The 23,992-nt window shown below is 57.8% G+C and carries 24 protein-coding genes; 14 read left to right on the top strand and 10 right to left on the bottom strand.

Going from position 1 to position 23,992, the window contains the following annotated elements; all coding sequences use genetic code 11:
* The first annotated feature begins 10 nt into the window (after nt 1-10).
* Together ACWPM9_RS04350 and ACWPM9_RS04345 are read left to right on the top strand one after the other, a co-directional pair.
* Nucleotides 11-1,681, top strand: coding sequence for an amidohydrolase (locus tag ACWPM9_RS04350; protein ID WP_484756882.1), 1,671 nt, complete (start codon nt 11-13; stop codon nt 1,679-1,681).
* Nucleotides 1,682-1,686: 5 nt separating this feature from the next.
* A complete protein-coding gene (locus ACWPM9_RS04345) occupies nt 1,687-2,349 on the top strand; it encodes a TetR/AcrR family transcriptional regulator (protein WP_484756881.1) in 663 nt (220 codons plus the stop codon).
* A gap of 11 nt (nt 2,350-2,360) precedes the next feature.
* Here the strand turns inward: ACWPM9_RS04345 and ACWPM9_RS04340 are convergent, their stop codons facing one another.
* Together ACWPM9_RS04340 and ACWPM9_RS04335 are read right to left on the bottom strand one after the other, a co-directional pair.
* Nucleotides 2,361-3,266, bottom strand: coding sequence for a sugar kinase (locus tag ACWPM9_RS04340; protein ID WP_484756880.1), 906 nt, complete (start codon nt 3,264-3,266; stop codon nt 2,361-2,363).
* Nucleotides 3,263-3,973, bottom strand: coding sequence for a GntR family transcriptional regulator (locus tag ACWPM9_RS04335; protein ID WP_484756879.1), 711 nt, complete (start codon nt 3,971-3,973; stop codon nt 3,263-3,265). Before ACWPM9_RS04335 ends, ACWPM9_RS04340 begins: the two co-directional genes overlap by 4 nt.
* Nucleotides 3,974-4,071: 98 nt before the next feature.
* On the opposite strand from ACWPM9_RS04335, the gene uxaC reads away from it, so the two are divergent.
* From uxaC to uxuA, 9 genes are all read left to right on the top strand, one after another.
* The gene (uxaC, locus tag ACWPM9_RS04330; RefSeq protein ID WP_484756878.1) at nt 4,072-5,478 is read left to right on the top strand and encodes a glucuronate isomerase; all 1,407 of its coding nucleotides are present in this window, start codon (nt 4,072-4,074) and stop codon (nt 5,476-5,478) included.
* An 85-nt stretch (nt 5,479-5,563) separates the two neighbouring features.
* Nucleotides 5,564-6,499 (top strand): TRAP transporter substrate-binding protein, encoded by a 936-nt coding sequence (locus ACWPM9_RS04325; RefSeq protein ID WP_428187985.1) that lies wholly within the window; start codon nt 5,564-5,566, stop codon nt 6,497-6,499.
* Nucleotides 6,500-6,587: 88 nt separating this feature from the next.
* Complete coding sequence (locus ACWPM9_RS04320; protein ID WP_484756877.1) at nt 6,588-7,079, top strand: TRAP transporter small permease; 492 nt, start codon at nt 6,588-6,590, stop codon at nt 7,077-7,079.
* A 1-nt stretch (nt 7,080) separates the two neighbouring features.
* The gene (locus ACWPM9_RS04315) at nt 7,081-8,361 is read left to right on the top strand and encodes a TRAP transporter large permease (RefSeq protein WP_428187714.1); all 1,281 of its coding nucleotides are present in this window, start codon (nt 7,081-7,083) and stop codon (nt 8,359-8,361) included.
* Nucleotides 8,362-8,370: 9 nt separating this feature from the next.
* On the top strand, nt 8,371-8,694 hold the full coding sequence (locus ACWPM9_RS04310; RefSeq protein WP_484756876.1) for a cupin domain-containing protein: 324 nt from the start codon (nt 8,371-8,373) through the stop codon (nt 8,692-8,694).
* A gap of 19 nt (nt 8,695-8,713) precedes the next feature.
* Nucleotides 8,714-9,535: a 5-dehydro-4-deoxy-D-glucuronate isomerase gene (gene kduI / locus ACWPM9_RS04305; RefSeq protein WP_484756875.1), complete on the top strand. Its 822-nt coding sequence runs from the start codon at nt 8,714-8,716 to the stop codon at nt 9,533-9,535.
* Nucleotides 9,532-10,278 carry a 2-dehydro-3-deoxy-D-gluconate 5-dehydrogenase KduD gene (gene kduD / locus ACWPM9_RS04300; protein ID WP_484756874.1) on the top strand — a complete coding sequence of 249 codons (747 nt, stop codon included), beginning with the start codon at nt 9,532-9,534 and terminating at the stop codon, nt 10,276-10,278. Before kduI ends, kduD begins: the two co-directional genes overlap by 4 nt.
* Nucleotides 10,279-10,288: 10 nt before the next feature.
* A complete protein-coding gene (locus tag ACWPM9_RS04295; RefSeq protein ID WP_484756873.1) occupies nt 10,289-11,719 on the top strand; it encodes a mannitol dehydrogenase family protein in 1,431 nt (476 codons plus the stop codon).
* Complete coding sequence (uxuA, locus tag ACWPM9_RS04290; protein ID WP_484756872.1) at nt 11,712-12,905, top strand: mannonate dehydratase; 1,194 nt, start codon at nt 11,712-11,714, stop codon at nt 12,903-12,905. Before ACWPM9_RS04295 ends, uxuA begins: the two co-directional genes overlap by 8 nt.
* Before the next feature lie 90 nt (nt 12,906-12,995).
* Here the strand turns inward: uxuA and pntB are convergent, their stop codons facing one another.
* The 8 genes from pntB to ACWPM9_RS04250 all read right to left on the bottom strand — a co-directional run bounded on the left by pntB (nt 12,996) and on the right by ACWPM9_RS04250 (nt 20,393).
* A complete protein-coding gene (pntB, locus tag ACWPM9_RS04285) occupies nt 12,996-14,369 on the bottom strand; it encodes a Re/Si-specific NAD(P)(+) transhydrogenase subunit beta (protein WP_428187708.1) in 1,374 nt (457 codons plus the stop codon).
* Between the two features lie 12 nt (nt 14,370-14,381).
* Nucleotides 14,382-15,956, bottom strand: a complete 1,575-nt coding sequence (locus tag ACWPM9_RS04280) for a Re/Si-specific NAD(P)(+) transhydrogenase subunit alpha (RefSeq protein WP_428187707.1) — start codon at nt 15,954-15,956, stop codon at nt 14,382-14,384.
* 223 nt (nt 15,957-16,179) lie between these two features.
* Nucleotides 16,180-16,794: an ABC transporter ATP-binding protein gene (locus tag ACWPM9_RS04275; protein WP_428187706.1), complete on the bottom strand. Its 615-nt coding sequence runs from the start codon at nt 16,792-16,794 to the stop codon at nt 16,180-16,182.
* The gene (locus ACWPM9_RS04270; protein ID WP_484756871.1) at nt 16,791-17,552 is read right to left on the bottom strand and encodes an ABC transporter permease; all 762 of its coding nucleotides are present in this window, start codon (nt 17,550-17,552) and stop codon (nt 16,791-16,793) included. The genes ACWPM9_RS04275 and ACWPM9_RS04270 overlap by 4 nt, the downstream gene beginning before the upstream one ends.
* Nucleotides 17,545-18,519: an ABC transporter substrate-binding protein gene (locus ACWPM9_RS04265; RefSeq protein ID WP_484756870.1), complete on the bottom strand. Its 975-nt coding sequence runs from the start codon at nt 18,517-18,519 to the stop codon at nt 17,545-17,547. The genes ACWPM9_RS04270 and ACWPM9_RS04265 overlap by 8 nt, the downstream gene beginning before the upstream one ends.
* 120 nt (nt 18,520-18,639) lie before the next feature.
* Nucleotides 18,640-19,044 (bottom strand): DUF2177 family protein, encoded by a 405-nt coding sequence (locus ACWPM9_RS04260; protein ID WP_428187704.1) that lies wholly within the window; start codon nt 19,042-19,044, stop codon nt 18,640-18,642.
* Nucleotides 19,045-19,146: 102 nt separating this feature from the next.
* On the bottom strand, nt 19,147-19,827 hold the full coding sequence (locus tag ACWPM9_RS04255; protein WP_484756869.1) for a ChrR family anti-sigma-E factor: 681 nt from the start codon (nt 19,825-19,827) through the stop codon (nt 19,147-19,149).
* Nucleotides 19,824-20,393, bottom strand: a complete 570-nt coding sequence (locus ACWPM9_RS04250; RefSeq protein ID WP_484756868.1) for a sigma-70 family RNA polymerase sigma factor — start codon at nt 20,391-20,393, stop codon at nt 19,824-19,826. The genes ACWPM9_RS04255 and ACWPM9_RS04250 overlap by 4 nt, the downstream gene beginning before the upstream one ends.
* A gap of 228 nt (nt 20,394-20,621) precedes the next feature.
* Here ACWPM9_RS04250 and ACWPM9_RS04245 point away from each other — a divergent pair, with 228 nt between their 5' ends.
* From ACWPM9_RS04245 to ACWPM9_RS04235, 3 genes are read left to right on the top strand one after another with little or no spacing between them, the layout of a single operon-like run.
* On the top strand, nt 20,622-21,974 hold the full coding sequence (locus tag ACWPM9_RS04245; protein ID WP_484756867.1) for an NAD(P)/FAD-dependent oxidoreductase: 1,353 nt from the start codon (nt 20,622-20,624) through the stop codon (nt 21,972-21,974).
* Nucleotides 21,971-22,774 (top strand): DUF1365 domain-containing protein, encoded by an 804-nt coding sequence (locus tag ACWPM9_RS04240; RefSeq protein WP_484756866.1) that lies wholly within the window; start codon nt 21,971-21,973, stop codon nt 22,772-22,774. The genes ACWPM9_RS04245 and ACWPM9_RS04240 overlap by 4 nt, the downstream gene beginning before the upstream one ends.
* On the top strand, nt 22,771-23,988 hold the full coding sequence (locus ACWPM9_RS04235) for a class I SAM-dependent methyltransferase (RefSeq protein ID WP_484756865.1): 1,218 nt from the start codon (nt 22,771-22,773) through the stop codon (nt 23,986-23,988). Before ACWPM9_RS04240 ends, ACWPM9_RS04235 begins: the two co-directional genes overlap by 4 nt.
* Nucleotides 23,989-23,992: the final 4 nt, after the last annotated feature.

Raw genomic sequence — 23,992 nt, 5'->3', positions numbered from 1 at the left:
GAACATGCACATGGCACAACACGCAGACATCATCATCGTCAACGCCAAGGTCCTCACCATGGACGAAGACCAGCCAAAGGCGGACGCTATTGCCCTTGCAGGCAACAAGATCCTCGCCGTCGGCAGCAATGACGAGATCAAGGCTCTATCGTCTGATACCACCCAGATCATCGATACAGGAGGCGCAACCGTTCTGCCCGGCATCAACGAAGCCCATATGCACATTTTTCCAGGCGCAGTGTCGCTCACACAGCTCAACCTGCACCACGTGCATGGCTTCGACCAATTGAAGTCAGCGATCCAGGATTATGCCAAGGCAAATCCTGACGAACCGCTTCTCGTCGGTTTTTCCGCCGACTACACACTTTTGGGCGGACAGGAAAAGGTCACCCGCCACCATCTCGATGCCATCTTGGCCGACCGCCCTTTCATGATGTTCGCACCCGATCACCATACCGCCTGGGCCAATACCGCAGCATTGAAGGCAGCCGGCATTCTGGGCGGACGCGATGTTGGTGTCGGCAATGAAATCGTCATGGGCGAAGACGGTCTGGCCAATGGCGAGTTGCGCGAGGGCAACGCCTTCGGTCCTGTGGCAGCGCTTGCATCGACGGGCGGCCGCGAGGAACTGGGCATGCTGACGGGCATGGATCCGGAAAATCTGACACCAGAACAATATGCGCTCGATCGCGCCATCCTGAAGCGCGGCCTCGAATATTGCGCGTCAGAAGGCATTACCTCAATCCAGAATTTCGATGGTAATCACCACCAGTTGAAGATCATGCATGATCTTGAACAGGCGGGCGAATTGCCGGTGCGGATCCGCATCCCGTTCCATATGAAGAACTTCATGGATCTGGAAAAGCTCGACGAAGCTGCCGAGTGGAAAAAGACCTATGCGTCCGACATGGTTCGCGGCGACTTCGTCAAGGTGTTCATGGACGGTGTTCTCGACAGCCAGACCGCCTACATGCTCGACGGTTATGGCGACCGCCCCGACTATTGCTATGAACCGCTGTTTACACCGGAAGCCTTCAATGCCATTGCCACCAGGGCCGATGCACTTGGCCTGCAGATTGCCGTTCACGCGATCGGCAGTGCGGCGGTGCGCCAGACCCTCGACGGTTATGAGGCAGCCATCAAGGCAAACGGCTCACGGGACAGCCGCCACCGCGTGGAGCATATCGAGCTGATCCATCCCGCTGACATCAGTCGATTCCAGCAGATGGGCGTCGTTGCCTCCGTGCAGCCGGTTCATTATCCCGGCGGCTCCTGCTTCCCGCCGGAACCGACAACGGAACGGATTGGCGAGGATCGCTGGGAATATGCCTATGCCTGGCGCACATTGAAAGATGCCGGCGCTCGCATGGTCTTTGCCTCCGACTGGCCGGTCTCGCCGGTCAACCCCTTTGAATGCATGCAGGATGCCCTTACCCGCAAGCCATGGAAGGAAGGCCTGACCGATCAGCGCATGACGCTGGAAGAAGCGCTTTATGCCTATACAGCTGAAGGTGCCTGGGTAGAATTTATGGAACATACCAAAGGAAAATTGAAACCGGGCTATCTCGCCGATGTCGTCGTTCTTTCAGGGGATATCGAGGCCGCCGCCCCCAACGGGGTTGCAGATATGACACCCGTGATGACCATATGCGATGGTCGCATCACCTACAAAGCAAGCTGATACGAATGAGTGAAGAGGCAACATCGACACGCGCGCCAACGACAGCTCCGGCAGTCGGAAACACGAAAAAGGGCGCTGAAACACGCGCCCGCATTATTCTTGGCGCACGCGAGGCTCTGGAAGACGATGGCATCGAAGCGCTGACGACGCGCAAGATCGCGGCCAGTGCCGATGTGCGCCTCGCCACCTTGCACTACTATTTCGACAGCAAGGAAGCCATTCTCCTGGCGGTGCTGGAAGACATGATTGCTGACATGACAAACAGCTACGAGACCGAACCTCTCAGCGCGGACCCCAACGAGCGCATCGCGTCGCTTTACAGGTTGATCTGGTATTATATAGGCCGCACCCGCGATCGGCAGATCGCCCAGATAGAGTTGACACTCTACGCGCTTAGAACCCGCGGATCGGGATGGCTGGCCGAGCGGCAATATGGCGCCTATATCGACTTCTACAGTCGTCTTGTTCTGGACGACAAGATGCTACCGAAAGCACAGCACGAGAAGATTGCAAAGGCGCTTGCCCGTTTCATCCTGATCGGTATCGATGGACTGATCCTGCAGACGTTTGCCCTTCACGATGAAGACGTGGCCAATGAAAGCCTGGAAGCGCTGATCATGGCCACCCAGGCCTATTTCAAGCACCTAACCGACGCGCCGACCAACTGAACCGTCCGGTTTTACTGACCGATATCGACGAGCGCCCCACGTTGCTGGATGACCTTCCCGGCAAGGGCAGCCCCCTGCTCAAGCGCAGTCAAAAGCGTCGCTCCACTCAGCCTTGCTGCCAGGAAACCGGCATTGAAACTGTCGCCCGCAGCTGTGGTATCGACCACTTGCGACGCAGCAACGGGCTGAAACTCGACAAGACCTTCTATTGCGTCTTCAGCGACCAGCAACCCGCCGCCATTCTTGACGATCACGGTGCCCGCGCCATTTTCGCGATAGCGACGAAGCGTATCCGTCACGGTCAGATCGCCAAAACCCGCCTGCTCTTCATCGAAGGACGGCAGCACGATATCGGCCACTTTGGATGCGTGTGTCACCGCATCGGTCATGTCCCGCTTGGTCGCCCAGAGGCGAAGGCGCATATTCGGGTCGAAGGCGATAACGGTTCCGTTCGCGCGCGCGCCGGCCAAAACGTCGAGCAGCACATTGCGATGTTCCGGTGAAAGGATCGCAAGCGTGATCCCTGAAAAAATCACCAGATCGCGACCAGCCACGGCGGCTTCGAGAGCGGCCCTGTCCTCGGCCAGAAGCTTTGCAGCCGAACTGTCGCGCCAATAGGAAAAGCTGCGCTCGCCATTGGCAAGCTCGATCATGTAAAGGCCGACGGTGCGCGAGGAGACGCGGCGAATATAGCCTGTGCCAACACCCGAGGTTTCCATGAAGCTGAGCATCTGGGAGGAGACAGTGTCCTCACCAACCGCTGTAAAATAGTCGACCTTATCGGCCTCTGGGAGAATATGACGGAGATACCAGGCACTGTTAAAACTGTCGCCAGCGAAGTTCCGGTCATAGGCGCCATCCGCGCGCAACGCCAACTCGACCATGCATTCGCCGATCGACACAATACGCTTACTCATGGAAATGACTTTTCACCTTCTGAAAAATAGGACGGGTGGCTTTCGCGAATGCGTCCGATAATGGTCTGAATCCTGTAGAGATGTTCGCGCATGGTGGCAGCCGCGACATCGCCGTTTTGGTTCCGTAACGCCTCCATGATCCTGACGTGATCGTCAAGAGCGCTTTGGGCACCGAATGACAGGCTGAGATAGCGGACACGGTCCATATGCGCCTTGCTGTCGCGGATGAGCGCCCAGGCAAAATGGTTGCCGGACATATCGCAGATGCGCTTGTGAAAATCGTCATCGAGGCTGTGAAACAAAACTCGGTTGCCATCGTCAATGGCGCTTTGCTGCTGACGAATCAGGTCGTCGAGCTCATCCATCTCGGCGGATGTCAGCCGACCGGATGCAGCCCGCACCGTTTCCATTTCAAGCGCCGTGCGGATGAAACGCGCCTGCATCACGTCTTCCTCGGAGATATGCGTGACGACGGTGGCGCGCTGTGGCCGGATCAACAGAAAGCCGAGCTGCGATAGACGATAGAAGGAATCGCGGACAGGCTGTCGTGAAACGCCCATCTGTTTGGCCACCTCCACCTCCGACAACTTTGTGCCGGGAGGCAGAACAAGCTCCACCACCTGATGATAAAGCTGGTCAAAAACCTGATCTGTAACGGACGGCGCCCGCGCGAAATCCACAACGCGCAGCTGCATTTCTTCACCCATAACGCCTCCGTTGACTCATCCTGCATACTAACATATTAGATGACCAGTAGACCAATTACAATCTTTCGGCACCATAAAGCGTGCCTGGCGGGGAGGCCATGAGAATGCTGGACGAAAATCGGTTATTCCCGATTGAATCGCAGGCTCGTGGCATTGCGCGTGAACTCTATGAGCGTGTGAAAGATCTCCCGATCATCAGCCCTCACGGACATACCGATCCGCGCTGGTTTGCAGAGAACGAAGCTTTTCCCGATCCGGCCCAGTTGTTCGTCACACCGGATCACTACGTCTTCCGCATGCTCTGCTCCCAGGGTATCGACCTGGCAGATCTGGGCGTTCCGCGCATTGACGACGGTCCGATTGAAACAGACGGACGCAAGATCTGGCGTCTGTTCGCCGAAAACTATTTTTTGTTCCGTGGCACACCCAGCCGGCTCTGGATCGATCATTCGTTCGAAAAGCTGTTCGGCCTCACCGATCCGCTTTCGGCCAAGAATGCGGATCATCATTACGACCACATTGCCGACTGCCTGCAGAAACCGGAATTTAGACCGCGCGCGCTTTTCGAGCGCTTCAACATCGAGGCAATCTCCACAACCGAAAGCGCGCTGGATGATCTGCGTTGGCACAAGATGATCCAGCAATCCGGCTGGAAGGGAAAGGTTGTCACGGCTTATCGCCCGGATGCGGTGGTTGATCCGGAATTCGAAGGTTTTGCCGAAAATGTCGAGCGCCTGGGCGAGCTTGCCGGCACCGACGCCACCACATGGTCGGGCTATCTCGAAGCCCATCGCAAGCGTCGCAGCTTCTTCAAATCCCATGGTGCGACCAGCTCTGACCACGGCCATGCAACGGCGCGCACGGAAAACCTGTCGGATCGGGACGCGGCGGCCCTCTTTGAAAAAGCGCTTGCCGGCAACTGCTCAGCAGACGAAGCCGATGCCTTCCGCGGCCAGATGCTCACCGAAATGGCGAAGATGAGCCTAGAGGATGGTCTGGTCCTGCAGATCCATCCGGGCTCGTTCCGCAACCATTCCGCCGAAGTCTTCGCCCGCCATGGCCGCGACAAGGGCTTTGATATACCCACGCGGACCGACTACGTGCATGCGTTAAAGCCGCTGCTCGACGCCGTCGGCATGCGTCCGGACCTGACCGTGATCGTCTTCACGCTCGACGAGACCAGCTATTCGCGCGAATTGGCGCCATTGGCCGGCGCCTATCCGGCGCTGAAGCTTGGCCCCGCCTGGTGGTTCTTCGATAGCACCGAGGGCATGCGCCGCTACCGGGAAGCGACCACGGAAACGGCAGGCTTCTACAATACAGTCGGGTTCAACGATGACACCCGCGCATTTTGCTCAATCCCCGCTCGCCACGATGTGTCGCGCCGCGTGGATTGTTCCTATCTCGCCACGCTGGTCGCCGATGGGCGGCTGGACCGGGCAGACGCAGACGAGGTCGCTGGTGACCTCGCCTATCGGCTTGCCAAGCAAGCCTACAGGCTGTGAGGACAGCCTTTTTCTCTGGGAGGAGTGGAAAATGACAGGATTGAAGAAATTGGGAATTGCGCTGCTGGCAACGGCAGCCGTGGTAATGACATCAATGGCAGCGCAGGCAGCAGACCGCGTTCTGCGTTCGTCTGACACCCATCCGGATGGCTACCCGACAGTGGAAGCCGTCAAGCACATGGGCAAGCTTCTGGAAGAAAAGACCAATGGCCGTCTCGGCATTGAGGTCTTCCATTCCGCTCAGCTGGGCGAAGAGAAGGATTCCATCGAGCAGACCCAGTTCGGCGTGATCGACCTCGACCGCGTCTCGCTTGGTCCGTTCAACAATATCATCGAGGAAACCCAGGTTCCCTCCCTGCCCTATATCTTCCGCTCGGTCGATCACATGCACAAGGTCATGGACGGACCGATTGGCGATGAAATTCTGGCCGCCTTCGCTGATCACGATCTGATCGGCCTGGCTTTCTTTGATGGCGGTTCGCGCAGTTTCTACAACTCGGAAAAGCCGATCAATTCGATGGCCGACCTGAAGGGCATGAAGTTCCGCGTCATGCAGTCCGACATGTTCGTCGACATGGTCTCTGCACTCGGTGCCAATGCGACACCCATGCCTTACGGCGAAGTCTATTCATCGATCCAGACCGGCGTTATCGACGGTGCTGAGAACAACTGGCCGTCTTATGACAGCTCCGGCCACTTCGAAGTTGCCAAATACTACACGCTCGATGAGCACCTGATCGTGCCGGAAGTTCTGGTCATGTCGAAGAAGACCTGGGACGGTTTGTCTGAGGAAGACCAGAAGGCCGTAAAGGAAGCCGCCAAGGAATCCGTGCCTTACATGCGCGATCTCTGGCAGAAGCAGGAAAAAGCCTCTGAAGCCAAGGTCGAGGCCTCCGGCGTCAAGGTTGTCACCAATATCGACAAGCAGCCCTTCATCGACGCCATGAAGCCTGTCTATGACAAATACGTCACGTCCGACAAGCTGAAGGACATGGTCAAGCGTATTCAGGAAACCAAGTAATCGTCACTCAGGCCTGCGGCACCAGCCGCAGGCCATCCCTTGTCGTGGAGCGTTTTCCTTGCAGAGTAAAATGATATTCATTGCGCGCATGACCAGCATTCTGGCCCGCGCCGCGCTTTGGACGGCGGGCATCGGTCTGGTCCTGATGACCGTTTTCATCGCCGCTCAGGTCTTTTTTCGCTATATTTTGAACGACAGCCTGATCTGGAGCGAACCGGCTTCAGTCATGATCATGGGCTGGTTCATCTTTCTGGGCGCAGCGGTGGGCACGCGCGAAGGCTACCACCTGTCCTTCGACGTCTTCCTCTACCTGCTGCCAGATCGCGGCAAGGATTTTCTGCACTCGATATCAGATGTGTTCGTTGGCTGTTTTGGCGGCGGCATGATCTATTACGGAACTGAACTGGCGCAGAAAACAGCCGGTAACACGATCCCGAGCCTTGGCATATCCGGCGCCTTCGATTTCATTCCTTTGGTCGCCGGCGGCGTTCTCGTCGTGCTTTTCTCCATTGAACGTATTATCCGCCGCGCCGCTGGTCTGCCGACCGCGCGCTTTGGCGAAACAGAGCTTGAGGATTGATATGGAACTCTATGTTCTCTTTGGCTCATTTGTCTTTCTTCTGCTGATTGGCACTCCCGTTGCATTCTGCCTCGGCGTTTCGAGCTTCGCGACGATCCTCTATCTGGGTCTTCCGCCGGTCGTGGTGTTTCAGCGGTTGAACTCAGGCGTCTCGGTCTTCGCATTGATGGCGATCCCCTTCTTCATCTATGCCGGTGACCTGATGGTTCGTGGCGATATCGCCCGCCGGCTCGTGGCGCTTGCGGGCGCGATGGTGGGCCACCTGCGTGGCGGCCTTGGCCAGGTCAACATCATGGCATCCGTCATGTTTGGTGGAGTCTCTGGCTCGGCAGCCGCCGATGCTTCCGCCGTCGGCGGACTGATGGTTCCGCAAATGAAGGAACGCGGCTACGGCGTCGACTATGCCGTCAACATCACAGTCGTCGGCTCCATCATTGCCCTGATGATCCCACCGTCGCACAACATGATCATCTATTCGATCTCCGCCGGCGGAAAAATCTCCATCGCCGACCTCTTCACCGCCGGCATCATTCCAGGCTTTCTATTGGCCGTCTCGCTGATGGTCGCCGCCTGGTTTGTTGCAACCAGACGAGGCTACCCAACGGAAGCCTTTCCCGGCTGGAGCCGGATGGGTGGTCTTTTCCTCAATGCCGTGCCGGGTCTCATTCTGATCGCCATCATTTTCGGCGGCGTGCGCTCCGGCGTCTTCACCGCTTCGGAATCCTCCAACATTGCCGTGGTCTACGCGCTGTTGGTCACCATCCTCGTCTACCGCACGCTGTCATGGAAGGACTTCGTCGAAGCGACCTTTGCGGCCGTGCGAACAACAGCCATGGTGCTGATGGTCATCGGTTGCGCCGCGTCCTTCGGCTGGCTTCTCGCCTATTTGCGGGTGCCGGCATCCATGGTCGAACTGCTGCGTGGCGTCTCCGACAATCCGATCGTGATCCTGTTGCTTTTGAACGTGGTCCTTTTGATCCTCGGCACATTCATGGACATGTCGCCGCTGATCGTCATCACCACGCCGATCTTCCTGCCGGTCGCAACGGCCTTCGGTGTGGACCCGGTTCATTTCGGCGTGATCCTGATCCTCAATCTGGGGATCGGCCTCTGCACACCCCCGGTGGGAGCGGTGCTCTTTGTCGGCTGCGCCGTCGGGCGCATACCGATCTGGCAGGCCATGCAATCCATCTGGCCTTTCTATGGTGCCGCCGTCATGACACTGCTGCTGGTTACATACATTCCGGCACTGTCGCTGTGGCTGCCGAAACTGTTCCATTGAGGCCTTCTCATGTCTGACACCATCGTGAAATCCTTTCCAACCGTCATCACCGGCGAAGGCGTCACACGCAAGGTGGTCGCCGACAGCCCGGAGCTGATGGTGGTGGAATTCCACTTCGACACAGGGGGCGTCGGCGCCCTCCACAATCATCCCCATGTGCAGTCGACTTATGTGCAATCCGGCACATTTGAATTCACGGTTGGCGACGAAAAGACGGTGGTGAGAACCGGAGACAGCTTCGTCATCCCCTCCAATGTAGTGCACGGCTGCAGGGCGCTGGAGGGCGGCACGCTTGTCGATTGCTTTACGCCCCGCCGCGACGATTTTCTATAAAACATAAAGGAATGCGATAATGCTGAATGTTGAAATCCGCCACGCCATCGATCCGAAGACCGCCAAGACCTTCGGCACCGAAGAACTCCGGCAGAATTTCCGCGTCGGCGATATCTTTCAGTCCGGCCAGATCAATCTGATCTACACCCATTACGACCGCATGATCGTCGGCGGTGCCGTGCCGGACGGCAAGGAACTGGTGCTGGACGAGGTCAAGCCCTGCGGCACAGCCTCCATCCTCGATCGCCGCGAAATGGTGATCGTCAATATCGGCGGCGACGGCACGATAAAGGCCGATGACGAATATGCCATGAGCAAAGGCGATATGCTTTATCTCGGCATGGGCGCCGGCAAGATCTCGTTCTCCGGTAAGGGCCGCTTTTACATTCTGTCGGCCCCGGCCCATCACACTTATCCCTCACGTCTCATCAAGATCGAGGATGCGGCATCGGTCACTCTGGGTTCAAAGGAAACCGCCAACGAGCGCACCATCTACCAGTTTGTCCATCCGGAAGTGATGAAAGCCTGCCAACTGGTGGTCGGCATGACGAAACTTTCCACCGGCTCGGTCTGGAACACCATGCCTGCCCATTATCATGACCGCCGCATGGAGGCTTATCTCTACATCGATGTGCCCGCCGATCAGCGCGTCTTCCATATGATGGGCGAACCCAACGAGACACGCCATATGGTGCTGAAAAGCGAAGAAGGCGCGATCTCCCCGCCCTGGTCGATCCATTCCGGTGCCGGCACGAGCGCCTATACATTCATCTGGGCCATGGCTGGCGACAACATCAACTACAAGGACATGGACATGGTCTCGATGGAGACCCTGCGATGAGCGGCATCTTTTCCCTCGATGGCAAGCGGGCGTTGGTGACGGGCGCCAATACCGGCATCGGCCAGGCCATCGCGATCTCATTGGCAGAAGCCGGTGCAGAGGTGATCTGCGCTGGCCGCTCCTCGCTCGACGAAACAGTGGGCATGATCGAGAAGGCTGGCGGAAAAGCGAAAGGCCTCAAGCTCGATCTCGCCGACCCGATGGCGGGTGCCCCGGTGTTCGAGGACAATGGTCCGGTTGATATTCTCATCAACAATGCCGGCATCATCCGCCGCGCCGATGCGATCGACTTTACCGAGGAAGACTGGGACGCGGTGATGGACGTCAACCTGAAGGCGATTTTCTTCCTCTGCCAGTCCTTTGCCAGATCGGTATTGGCCAGAAGCGGCGAAGGCAAGATCGTCAATATCGCCTCGCTTCTGTCCTTCCAGGGCGGCATCCGTGTTCCGTCCTACACCGCATCCAAAAGTGGCCTTGCGGGCCTGACAAAGCTCTTGGCCAATGAGTGGGCGGCGAAGGGCATCAACGTCAATGCTATTGCACCCGGCTATATTTCGACCAATAACACCGAGGCGCTGCGTGCCGACGAAAGCCGCAACAAGGCTATACTCGAGCGCATTCCAGCAGGTCGCTGGGGCGACGCTTCCGACATCGGTGGCGCTGCGGTTTTTCTTTCCTCTCCGGCCGCCAAATACGTGCACGGAGCGATACTCAATGTTGACGGAGGCTGGCTTGCCCGCTGAATATCCCCGCTTGAAACGTCCCACTGACGCCGCGCGTCCATCGACCGCGATCGTGCATCTCGGTCTTGGCGCGTTTTACCGTGCCCACGGCGCTGTCTATATCGCAGAAGCCATGACGAAATCCGGCGGCGACTGGGGCATTGCAGGTGTAAGCCTTGTGCGCCCGGATCAGCGCGATGCGCTGGCCCCCCAAGACTTTGCCTATACCGCTGTCGAGCTTGGTCCCGAGGGCGAAACACCAAGGGTGATCAGCGTCATTACGGATGTTCTGGTGGCGCGGGAAGATCCCGCCGCGGTTCTGGGTGTCATGAGCGCGCCCGAAACGAAGATCGTTTCGCTGACGGTAACGGAGAAAGGCTATTGCCACGAACCATCGACCGGCAAGCTCAATCGTGACCACCCCGATATCGCCCACGATCTGGAAAACCCTGATGCGCCGCGCTCGGCCGTCGGTTTTCTCGTGCGTGCGCTCGACCGCCGTCGGAAGGCGGGAACACGGCCCTTCACCGTTCTTTGCTGCGACAACCTGCCGGAAAACGGCAAACTGTTGCGCGGTCTCGTGCTGGAACTGTCCGGCCTGATCGACAACGAACTGAAAAGCTGGATCGGAACACACGCAACATTTCCCTCGACCATGGTCGACCGCATTGTGCCCGCCACCAAACCAGAAGATATCGACAGGCTGGCGGAGCAAACTGGCGTCATGGATCTGTCGCCTGTCATGCACGAACCTTTCAGCCAATGGGTGATCGAGGATGATTTCGTCGATGGTGAGCGCCCGGATTTCGCAGCCGTCGGTGTGGAACTCGTCGAAGACGTGACACCCTTCGAACATATGAAGTTGCGTTGCCTCAATGGCACTCACTCATCGCTCGCTTATCTCGGTTATCTCTCAGGCCATGAAACCATCTCGGAGACGGTGGCAGATCCGGTTCTGGCGGCCTTTTGCAAGTCTCTCTGGGCAAAGGAAATCCTACCGATACTGAAGGCACCGCCGGGTGTCGATCTCCAGGCCTATACCGGGGAACTGTTCGAGCGTTACGCCAACCCGGCGATCCGGCATCGAACCTGGCAGATTGCCATGGACGGATCGCAGAAACTGCCGCAACGCATTCTGGGAACAATCGCGGAAAATCTCGACGCCGGCCGCACGCCCAAAGGCCTTTGCCTCGCGGTGGCTGCCTGGATGCGCTATGTCGGCGGCACCGACGAAAATGGCGACGCAATTGACGTGCGCGACCCGCTGTCGGCAGACCTGAAGACGCTCAGCGATGGCGCGTCGTCCGCTGAGGGCAAGGTCGAGGCAATCCTCGCGGTGCGCAAGATCTTCCCTGAGACGCTCGCATCGAACCCGATCTTTCGCGACGCACTTGTTCAGTCTTACAAGGGCCTTGTCGAAAAGGGTGCCCGTGTGATGGCGAAAGAACGCACCGATGATTGAAAGCTGGCGCTGGTACGGCCCCTTCGACAAGATCCGGCTTAGCGAGATTGCCCAGACCGGTGCAAGCGGCATTGTCACTGCCCTGCACGAAATCCCCTATGGCGAGATCTGGCCGCTTGAGACCATCCGCAACAGACAGGCGGAAATCGACAATGCTGGCCTCGGCCTGCACTGGAATGTGGTCGAAAGCCTGCCCATCCACGAAAACATCAAGCGCGGCACAGGCGATCTGGAACGGCTGTTTTCCAACTACCGCCAGTCGATGGCGAACCTTGCCGAAGCTGGCATCCATACCATCTGCTATAACTTCATGCCGCTGATTGACTGGACCCGCACACGGCTGGACGCTCCCGTCAAACGCGGTGGATCCTCCCTGCGTTTCGACGCCCCGCAGATGGCAGCCTTCGAGCTCTTCATGCTCAGACGGCAGGAGGCCGAAGCGGATTATCCCGAAGAAGTGCGAAGGGCGGCCGCGAACTGGTTTCAGTCGTCTGACGAAACAGCGCGCACAACGCTCCTCAAAAGCATCATGTCCGGCCTTCCGGGTGCCTTTGACCGTTATGACATCGACGGTCTGCGCTCTGCCTTGAAGAACTATGAGGGCATCGACCAGGACGAGTTGCGTGGCAATTATGCCCGCTTCCTGTCCGAAATCATTCCAGCGGCCGATGATCTCGGCATGCGCTTTTGCGTCCATCCGGACGATCCGCCACGGGACATTCTCGGGCTTCCCCGCATCGTTTCCGATGCAGATGATATCGGCTGGATCATGGACCAGCAGAAGAGCCTCGCCAACGGGCTGACGCTCTGCTCCGGCTCGCTCGGTGCCAATCCGGCAAATGATGTGCCGGCGATTGCACGCCGTTTTGCCGACCGCATTCATTTTGCCCATCTTCGCAATGTCGCCAAGGAGCCGGACGGTTCTTTCGAGGAGGCGCCCCATCTCGAGGGCGATACAGACATGGTGTCGCTGGCCGCCGCCCTTGTTGCCGAAGAGAGGCGACGCGAAGCCGAAGGCCGGGCCGACTGGCGGATCCCCTGGCGCCCCGACCATGGCCATGAATTGCTGAACGATGCCGAGCGCGCCAATCATCCCGGCTATCCGTTGATCGGGCGCATGCGCGGCCTGGCCGAACTGCGCGGCGTGATGGCTGCACTCGGCCATGAGAAGGTCAGCTACGTCTGAATTTCCATATCCAATAACGGCGGACCAAACGAAAACCGGCGGGAGATTGCTCTCCCGCCGGTTTTCACATTTTCGAAATTTCAGTTCAGTTTACCGGATCAAAGGCAGCAGGTTGTCGATCGACTTCTTGGCGTCGCCATAGAACATGCGCGTATTGTCCTTGTAGAACAGCGGGTTCTCGATACCCGAGTAACCTGTACCCTGCCCGCGCTTGGACACGAACACCTGCTTGGCCTTCCACACTTCCAGGACCGGCATGCCGGCGATCGGTGAGTTCGGATCTTCCTGTGCTGCCGGATTGACGATGTCGTTGGAACCGATGACGATCACGACATCCGTATTGGGGAAGTCGTCATTGATCTCATCCATTTCCATGACGATGTCGTAAGGCACCTTGGCTTCTGCCAAAAGCACATTCATATGGCCTGGCAGACGTCCGGCCACCGGATGGATGGCAAAACGGACTTCCTTGCCACTCGCACGCAGCTTGCGGGTAAGCTCCGATACCGACTGCTGCGCCTGCGCAACCGCCATGCCGTAGCCTGGAACGATGATGACCGAGTCCGCCTCGTTCAGCGCAGCCGCAACACCATCCGCGTCGATGGCAATCTGCTCACCCTCGACCTCCATCTGCGGACCCGAGGCATTCCCGAAGCCGCCCAGGATAACCGACAGGAAGTGACGGTTCATGGCCTTGCACATGATGTAGGACAAGATTGCACCCGACGAGCCGACCAACGCACCGGTAACGATCAGCAGGTCATTGCCGAGCAGGAAGCCGGTGGCAGCCGCCGCCCAACCCGAATAGGAGTTGAGCATGGAGACCACGACGGGCATGTCCGCACCGCCAATCGCCATCACCAGATGCGCACCCAGCACACAGGCAATCAGCGTCATCAGGTAAAGCGTCCACGATCCTGCACCGCCGATATAGAGGATCAACAGCAGCAGCGACACGATGGCACCCGCTGCATTCCACATATGCCGACCAGGCAGAATGAGCGCCTTGCCGCCGATTTTTCCAGCAAGCTTGCCATAGGCGATAATCGAACCGGTAAAGGTTACCGCACCGATGAAGACGCCGAGGAACACCTCGACCTCATGGATAACCTGCTCCGCATGGGTCAAGAACTCATGCACGGTCAGATCGGAGTTGATGCCGATGAACACGGCCGCAAGACCGACGAAGCTGTGAAGCGCCGCCACCAGTTGTGGCATTCCGGTCATTTCGACCCGCTTGGCCAGGAACACGCCGACAACAGCGCCGACGATCAGTGCCAGGATCAAAATGAACGAGATCTGCACCTGAGGGCCGAGAATGGTGGCAATGACTGCGATCGCCATGCCCGAAATTCCGTACCACACGGCACGCTTGGCGCTTTCCTGACCGGAAAGCCCACCGAGTGAAAGGATGAAAAGAACCGAAGCCGCGATATAGGCGGCGGTCTGGATACCGAAAGACATGAAACCGCCCCCTTAAGACTTCTGGAACATCATCAGCATGCGACGGGTGACCATGAAGCCCCCGACGATGTTGATCATGGCAATGAGCACCGAGATGGCCGCAAGAACGGTGACAATCCATCCACCTGCTGCGACCTGCAGCAAGGCACCGATGATGATGATCCCCGAAATGGCGTTGGTCACGGCCATCAGCGGCGTGTGCAGCGAATGCGAAACGCCCCAGATCACCTGGAAGCCGACAAAGCATGCCAGCGCAAACACGATGAAATGCTGCATGAAGCTTGCCGGTGCAAAGGCTCCGATGATTGCCATCAGCAGACCACCGATGACCAGCAGACCAACCTGCTGCTTGGTCGCTTTCTGGAAGGCGGCCACTTCCTGCGCGCGCTTTTCCTCGGGCGTCAGTTCCTTGGCTTTTTCCTTCGGCTTCTGCGCCGCGATCGCCTTGATTTTCGGCGGCGGCGGCGGGAAGGTGATGTCGCCCTGATAGGCAACCGTCGCCCCACGGATGACATCGTCTTCCATGTTGTGAACGACCTTGCCATCCTTGCCGGGCGTCAGGTCCGTCATCATGTGACGGATGTTTGTCGAGTAAAGCGTGGACGCCTGCGAAGCCATGCGGCTTGGGAAGTCGGTATAGCCAACGACCGTGACGCCATTGGAGGACACGACCTTTTCGTCGGCAACCGTGAGATCGCAGTTACCGCCCCGTTCGGCCGCAAGGTCGATAACGACCGACCCGGGCTTCATGGCTTCCACCATATCCTTCAGCCACAACTTGGGCGCATCGCGACCGGGAATCAGCGCAGTGGTGATCACGATGTCGATTTCAGGTGCCAGTTCCCGGAACTTGGCGAGCTGTTTCTCGCGGAATTCCGGCGACGACGGAGCGGCGTAACCGCCGGTCGCGGCCCCATCCTGCAGCTGATCGGCGAAATCGAGATATACGAATTGAGCACCCATGGACTCGATCTGCTCGGCCACTTCAGGACGCACGTCGAAAGCATAGGTAACAGCACCCAGCGACGTTGCGGTCCCAATGGCGGCCAGACCAGCAACGCCTGCACCGATGACCAGCACCTTGGCCGGTGGAACCTTGCCGGCGGCGGTCACCTGACCGGTAAAGAAGCGACCGAAATTGTTGCCCGCCTCGATCACCGCACGGTAGCCGGCGATATTGGCCATCGACGACAGGGCATCCATTTTCTGGGCGCGACTGATGCGTGGCACCATGTCCATGGCAATGACGTTTGCGCCCTTGGATTTGCACAATTCAAGCATTTCAGGGCTTTGAGCCGGGTAAAAGAAGGAAATAAGCGTCTTGTCCTTGGTCAGACGCTTGGCCTCGGCATCAACAGGCGGACGCACCTTGGCGATGATATCGGCGGCCTTGAAAAGCGCGGCTGCCGTTTTTACCACTTCGACGCCTGCCGCTTTATAGGCTTCATCCGAGAACCCGGCAGCTTTACCAGCGCCAGTCTCAATGATGCAGTCATAACCAAGTTTCTGCAATTGTGCAGCGCTCTCGGGGGTCATGGCGACCCGCGCCTCCCCCTCGAACACCTCTTTTGGTGATCCGATCTTCAAACCCGTCTCCCATCAAGTTAGTTGTAAACAAACCGTAAATTGGCTCCAGATCCCTAACAAGACCTCAGCCGCGCACAAGGCCCGTTTTTATCATATGAGTACGCTTGGAACATGCAATCGGTCCGTCACTGTGCTTTTTACAGCTATCCCCCGTTTGCACAGTCATCGACCGACGTCAGGGTCAATTGTATTTTGCCCCCTGGCTCAGAACCGTTGGCCGACCCTATAGAGTGTTGGCCACATCCACCAGAGTGAGGGATGCAGGCAATCCCTCAAGCACCAAACAGCGGTTCGAAAGCCGCTCGGCATCAACCTTGGAATGCGTGACCAGCATCACCGCCGGACGGATATCGCTCATCAGAGCCTCCGTTAGTTCGAGCATATCATTGGCGGTCACCGGATCCAGTGAAACATAGGGCTCGTCCATGATCAACAGTTCCGGCTTGCCAACGAAGGCACGCGCCAAAGCCAGTCGCCTCTGCTGACCAAGCGACAACTGCCCGGGATAATCCCTGGCCTTTGCCACGATGCCAACGCGTTCCAGCATCGCAAACGCTGGCGCCTCATCCAGACCTCCATGAACCAGCAAGAGATTGTCGAGCACTGAGCGCCAGGGCAGAAGTACGGGTTCCTGAAACACCATGGCAACGTTCTGCGGCCGTGTAATCGCTCCATCGAAATCAGTGTCGATACCGGCCACAATGCGCAACAGCGTCGATTTGCCGATCCCGGACGCCCCGAGGATGGCGACAGTTTCGCCGTGCCCCATCGTGAAGTGGATCTCCTTGAGGATCTCGCGAGCTCCGAAAGCCTTCCTTTGGATATCGACGCTGATCATGCGGTTCTCCAGCGGCGCACGCGCCGCTCTAAAGGTTGCAGCAAGGCAGCCTCCACCACCAGCATGACAGCGATGAAACTCAGCGAATAGACAAGCACCATCGCCACATCGAAAAGCTGGAAGTAGAAATGGATCTGAAAGCCAATGCCGCTGGAACGGCCCAGAAATTCAACCACCAGCACAACCTTCCAGATGACGGAAAGCCCGGACCGGGATGCTGCCGTGATATAGGGGGCAAGCTGCGGCACGATCACATGACGCAGACGTGCCACGCTTCCCATGCGGTAGACCTTCGCCATCGCATCAAGGCTCGGATCGAGCGCTCGGGCACCTTCGCGAATGATCGTGGTGACACCGGGGATCTTGTTGAGCACCACTGCGGCAATGGCTGCCGTCTCGTTGAGGCCTATCCAAAGATAGCAAAGAACGATCAGGACCAGCGCCGGCAGGTTGAGAAAGACCACGAGCCACGGATCGAGCCATTTATCCACCGTTGGCATCCGGCCCATCAAGTAACCCAGCACCAGACCGATCACGAGGGCTGGAATAAAGGCAAGCACCACACGCATCAGCGTCATGGCCAAATGATAGGGCAAGGTACCCGAAGCAACGGCTTTTGCGAAGGGCTCAATCAGAGAAAGAGGTCCCGGCAGTACCTGTCGGTCCGCCGTCAGCCAAGCCGCGACACCCCAGAGCGCCAAGAGCAACAGCAATGACAGCACGCGCACCAGCGCCCTGTTGTGGAAAGCCCTATTCAAGATGAAGGAACACTCCTTGCGGCAGCGTCGTGGCCTTGCCCACCAGATCCTCGCCGCCGAGATCGGCCATCATCCGCAAGAAGCGATCCGCCGCCGCTTCGTCAATGGGCTTGCCGCTCGGAATACCCGCACGATATCCGGCAATCAGGGCACTGAACTCTGCGTCATCGGCAGCATTCATAGTCTCGCGAATGGCATCCCAAGCCTCATTATCCACGCGCAACAAATCCTTGGCCTCGCGCGACGCCATGTACAGACCTCGGGCGATATCCGGATGGTTCGCCACATAATCACCTTTCAGCACATAGCCCAGCAGTGGTGTATCCGGATCGAGCTTCAGGGCCTTTGCGGCGTCGGCAACAGACACAAGCTCGCGCATGCCCTTGGCCTTCATCTTGGCCATGAAGTGCCAGAAATTGATCGTTCCCGCGGTCTCACCTGAAAGTGCTGCCTTAAATATCAAGGGCGGCGCACCGAAGACCTGCTCCGTCTCGGCTGCGAGATCCATATCGAAAACCTGTTTCGCGTAGGCTCTGAGGATCAGCCAGCTCTTGTCGACTGGCCCACCGGCGATGCCAATCTTCAGACCCTTGAGATCCGGGAGCGTTTCAATGCCACTATCGGCCTTCACCATCAAACCGCCGACGGCCAGAGAATAGGGCAGAAAAACATAGTCCTTGCCGGCTGCGCGTTGGCGCGCCACCCAGATCCAGTCTGCCACCATGACGTCCGCTTCGCCGCCCTCGAAAGCAACGCGCGTCGCGCCATTGTCGGCGTAGGCCAGAACCGAAAGCTGAAACCCGTTTCGACCGTCGAGCTCGTGATGCTGGATGGTACTGATTTCCCAGTTGACGGTGCCGGTCGCCAGCATGGCCGCGCGCAATTTCGGCAGATCTTGATCTGCCAGAGCCGGCATCGTCATCAGCGCAAGGGCGCAAACCGTCACGAAGTGACGAAGAAAATTCATGGTGATACTCCGCAATGCCACCAGCCTTATCGCTGGCGCAGCCGCGAACTCATAACGCAGCGGACCGCACGACAGAAGGTGCCTAAGTCCGCTATTTCACTTTATCGACGGAGATCTTGATCAGGCAGCAAAGCGTGATGCCACCAGATAGGCAACAGTCGCCGTCACACCGGTCAACACTGTCCCCCAGGCCATATCGATCAGGCTCACCGAAAGAGACCACCCCTTGAGAGTAGACAGATTGGTCATATCATAGGTGCCATAGGCGATGAAGCCCAGAAGAGCGCCGGCAACGGCAGCCGTGACCCAGGTACCGCTATTGAGTGCAGGCACGACTGCGAAATAGACGATACCGACGATATAGGCGAGATAGAACGCGCCGGCAGCAGCAAAATTGGGCTGTGCCATCAAGAGATCGCCAACGCGCGATCGATAGAACCCGATGGCAATCTTTGAAAGCCACAGATAGTCGGCGCCCAGAAAAACGATCACAGCACTCACATAGGCAATGATATAGGTCGTCATCTTCATCGCATCCTTCTCAACGGCGCTGGGCGTATAAAATCTGAAACAAACTCAATTTTTTCAGGTGGAATTGACGGTTCACATAGACAGCAGGCACCGCCATCAGATCTTCAAAGCAGGCTGTAGAAGTTGGAAAAACCAATTCTTGAACCGGATTGGCGCATCGGTCACAACCACGCAGATACAATCTTCACCATCGTCCGCAATCGGCTGGTGCATCACCTCTTCGTCGGCTTCCTCAAGGTCACCACGCCCGAAGCGTTGATCGCCGTCCATGTAGCTGCCGGCAAGCACGAGGGTCAGCTCGCGCCCACCATGCGAGTGTTCCGGAACGGGCTTTCCGCCCGGGATACGCAACAGGCGGACACGTGTGGAGGGATCGCCGGTCGTCACCATAACGTGGCTGGCGCTACGGCCAAGCGCCTTCCATTTCAACGCATCCACATCGCCCCCGACATAGGAGCGCAATGGTTCAGGCAACACGGATTTGCCACGGGCTTGCTCAGTTGCAGAAGGCACCTCGGTCGCCGGTGTTTCAGTCCGTGCACCGCCCTCATCCGCGAGCCGGGCTCTCATGCTGTCCCATGCCTGGTCTGTTCCGGCATCGGCACATTCAATCTGCTTGATCATGATACCCCCCGCCTGTTCAAGCACGGCGAGCCTGCGACGGCAGGACGGACACAAGGCCATATGGCTGGCGACCGCCAGGCTCCAGCCCTCGCTCAATGCGCCAGAGGCGTATTCCAACAGGATCTCATCGCCCAAATGGTGCTGGATGGTCATTCGCGGTCCTCCAGTGCAACACGCAATTTTGCAAAAGCCATCCGGATGCGGGACTTGATCGTCCCCAGCGGCAGATCGAGCTTCTGGGCGAGCGCACGGTGGGAAATTTCGTCGAAGAAGGAATAGCGGAGCAAGTCCGCCTGTTCGGGAGGCAAAGCTTTCATGGCCTCACGCAGTCTGTCTGCCTCAGTGGCCTGTTCATACGCAATATCCGGTGCCACTTCACCATCCGGCACAAATGCCGGATCAGAAGGGTCGAATGCGGGGTGACTGGTCTTGCGAAAGGCGGAAATTCTCAGATTACGCGCGATCGTGAAAATCCAAGCTTCTGCATTTCCGCGTGCGGGATCGAAAAGCGATGCTTTTCGCCATACGGTCATCAAGGTCTCTTGCATCAATTCTTCGGCCAGTTGAACGTCGCGGCACTGCCGCGCCATATAAGCCCGCACGCGCGGAGCATATAGACGGAAAAGTGCTTCGAAGGCATCGACATCCCTCGCATTCGCGACAGCGGCCAGCAAAGCGGCCACATTGGTCTCATTGTTTTTATCGGACGCCCCACTCATGCAGACACGCACTCTCCCACCCTTGCCAGCGCGGCGGACCAGGGGCCTCATCGCGATGCGAGATACATAGTGGCACGTCAATGCCGTTGTGGGAAACAGGACCGTCATGCTGACCTATACGTCCGCCACAGAAAACTGGATCACCAAGAAATTTTTACCCCTCATAAATCCGCAGTGCCTCGCACCGCGTATTAGATTGCAATACGATAAAAAGCAGGGGTCAAACCGTTGGACACATTGAAGTTCTCAGGCGCGCGCAGACGCAAGGTAGCAGTCATCGGTAGCGGCATTTCCGGTCTGTCGGCGGCATGGCTTCTGTCCAAAACCACGGATGTTGTGCTTTACGAAAGCGAGAACCGACCGGGCGGCCATGCCAACACGGTCGACGCCGGCTCCACGCGTGACACGATTGCAGTCGACACCGGCTTCATTGTCTATAACGACCGCAACTACCCAAACCTCGTTGCTCTCTTCGACCACCTCAATGTTCCGACAGAAGCATCCAACATGTCGTTCGCGGCCTCCCTGGATGGAGGCGGGTTCGAATATTCCGGATCCGGCATAGGTGGGCTGCTGGGGCAACGCTCAAACATCGTCAATCCGCGCTTCTGGAAGATGCTCTCCGGCATCCGCAGGTTCTATGCTGAAGCGCCTGAGCTTGCCACGCGTGGCGACCTCGGCGGTATGACACTTGGCGAATATTGCGATCAGGCGGAATATGGCCGCTCATTCATCGAGGATCATCTTCTGCCGATGGGCGCTGCCATCTGGTCGACAACCATGACCGACATGCGCGACTATCCGATGGAAGCCTTCATCCGCTTTTTCGTCAACCACGGCCTCGTGGTGGTTAAAGGGCGCCCGCAATGGCGCACGGTAAAGGGCGGCAGCCGCGAATATGTGAGCCGCCTTCTGGCCGATTTCGCCGGCGAAGTGCGCCTCGGCTGCTCCGTGATCGAAGTCAGGCGCGAAGCCGATCATGTCATGGTCACCGATACAAAGGCCGGCGTCGATATCTTCGACGATGTCGTGATCGCAACCCACGCCGATCAAGCCTTGGCCATGCTGGCCGATGCGGATTTGACAGAAAGCAAGATTCTGGGTGCGTTCCGCTATACGGCCAACACGGCAGTCCTGCATGCCGACGCGACCTTGATGCCGCAACGCAAGCAGGTCTGGGCCAGCTGGAATTTCATCGGCGATTCCGGGATGAACAGCGAACAGCCCTTGTGCGTTACCTACTGGATGAACAAGCTGCAAAACCTGGAAAATGCTCCACCGATGTTCCTGACGCTCAATCCCAACAGGGAGATCGCGAGCGAAAAGATATTGGCGCGCTTTGAGTACACCCACCCGCTGTTCGATCAACCGGCCATTCGTGCACAGAAGGATCTGTGGCAATTGCAAAAACGCCGCAACACCTGGTTCTGCGGCGCGCATTTCGGCTGCGGTTTTCACGAGGATGGCCTTCAGTCCGGTCTTGCCGTCGCGGAGCAACTCGGCGGAATGAAGCGGCCCTGGAACGTGGAAAATGAGTCTGGTCGTATCGTCGTGCCGGATCATTTAGTGGCCGCCGAATGACGGGGACATCAGCACTTTATGTCGGCGACGTGGTTCATGTACGGCACCGCCCGCGCCAGCATCGCTTGCGCTATGGCGTCTTTACCCTTCTGCTGGACCTCGATGAACTGCCAGTGCTCGATCGCACACTTTCGCTCTTCAGCTACAACCGCTTCGGCGCATTTTCCTTCAACGATGCCGATCATGGTTCGGGCACACCCGGCACATTGAAAGCCTGGATCGGAGAGCGTCTGGATGACGCCGGGATTCAGGCGGAGAAATTGTCTGTCGCAGTGCTCTGCTATCCCCGCGTTCTGGGCTATGGCTTCAACCCGCTGACGGTCTATTTCTGCAGAGACGATGATGGCACCTTGCTCGCGATGCTCTACGAGGTCTGCAACACCTTTCGCGAGCGTCACACCTATGTGATTCCGGTCGCAAACCCTGAGCACCGCACCATCCGCCATGAATGCGACAAGGCCATGTATGTCTCGCCCTTCATGCCAATGGAATGCCGCTACCGTTTCCGCATCGCACCGCCGCAGGATGATGTGCTGATTGCCATAGATGAGCACGACGCGAAAGGTTCGCTTCTTTTCGCAAGTTTCAACGGCAAGAGGAAACCTCTCACCTCGGCAGCGCTCTGGAAAATGCTCGCGCTTTATCCGCTGATGACTTTGAAAATCATGGGCGGAATTCATCTGGAAGCATTTCGCCTCTGGAAAAAGGGCCTTCCGGTTTACCGCCACAAGAAGGCAGCAGACCCCATCGCCATATCCCTGGTTCCCACTGACAGTATCATCAAGAGCGAAACGCCATGACCCATGTCGACCAACAGACCGCACCCATCATGCCGCCTGTGACACTGCCGTGGCAGCGGATGCTCTTTCGCTGGGCTGGAAAGCTGCGGCACGGCCACCTTACCCTGACTTTTCCAGACGGAAGAGAGCAGATTTTCGTTGGCATGGAGCCAGGCCCCTCGGCGTCGTTGAGACTGAATAATGGTCGCGCAGTCTGGCGCATCCTGACGGGCGGCAGCCTGGGCTTTGCCCGTTCCTTCATGGATCGCGACTGGGACACGAGCAATATTGCCGATCTGCTTGAACTGGCAATTGCCAATGAGGAAAGCCTCGGGAGCATTGTTCATCCCGGCATTCTGACAAGACTTCTGGCTCGCCTGCGCCATCGCCTGAACCGCAACTCGAAATCCGGTTCCAAGCGCAATATCGCGTTCCACTATGATCTCGGAAACGAGTTTTACGCGACCTGGCTCGACCAAACGATGACCTATTCCTCGGCGCTTTTCGAGCATCCGGATCAGGATCTGGCTGACGCGCAGAACGCCAAATATGAACGCATCCTTCAGAAATTGGAGATAGGCCCCACCGATCATGTTCTGGAGATTGGCTGTGGATGGGGCGGCTTTGCAGAATACGCAATAAGACGCACCGGCTGCCATGTGACCGGTTTGACGCTGTCGAAAGAACAGGCTGCCTTTGCCCGCGAAAGGCTCGACGAAGCGGGCATGAGCGACAGGTCTGATATCCGAATTCAGGACTATCGCGATTGCCGCGAACGCTTCACAAAGATCGTATCCATCGAGATGTTCGAGGCTGTGGGCGAGGAGAACTGGCACCTCTACTTCAACCGGGTTCGGGATCTGTTGGTGAAGGGTGGTCATGCGCTGGTACAGGTCATCACCATCGACGAAAGCAGGTTCGAGGATTACAGGCGCAGCGCCGACTTCATTCAGACCTACATCTTCCCGGGCGGCATGCTGCCGTCCGTTACGGTGTTCGAGAACACGGCAAGGCAGTCGGGATTGGACGTTCTGGACACGTTCAGATTTGGGCGCGACTACGAGAAGACGCTGCTGATGTGGGACGAAACCTTCGAGGCCAACTGGCACCGGATCAAGCCGCTCGGCTTCGACGAACGTTTCAGGCGCATGTGGCAGTATTATCTCCACTATTGCGCCGTGGGTTTCCGCATCGGTCGGCTCGATGTGGTGCAATTCGAGTTGAAGGCGCCCTGACCCG

This window comes from Agrobacterium sp. H141 (assembly GCF_057158725.1).
This window is presented reverse-complemented; position numbering and strand designations above follow the sequence as displayed.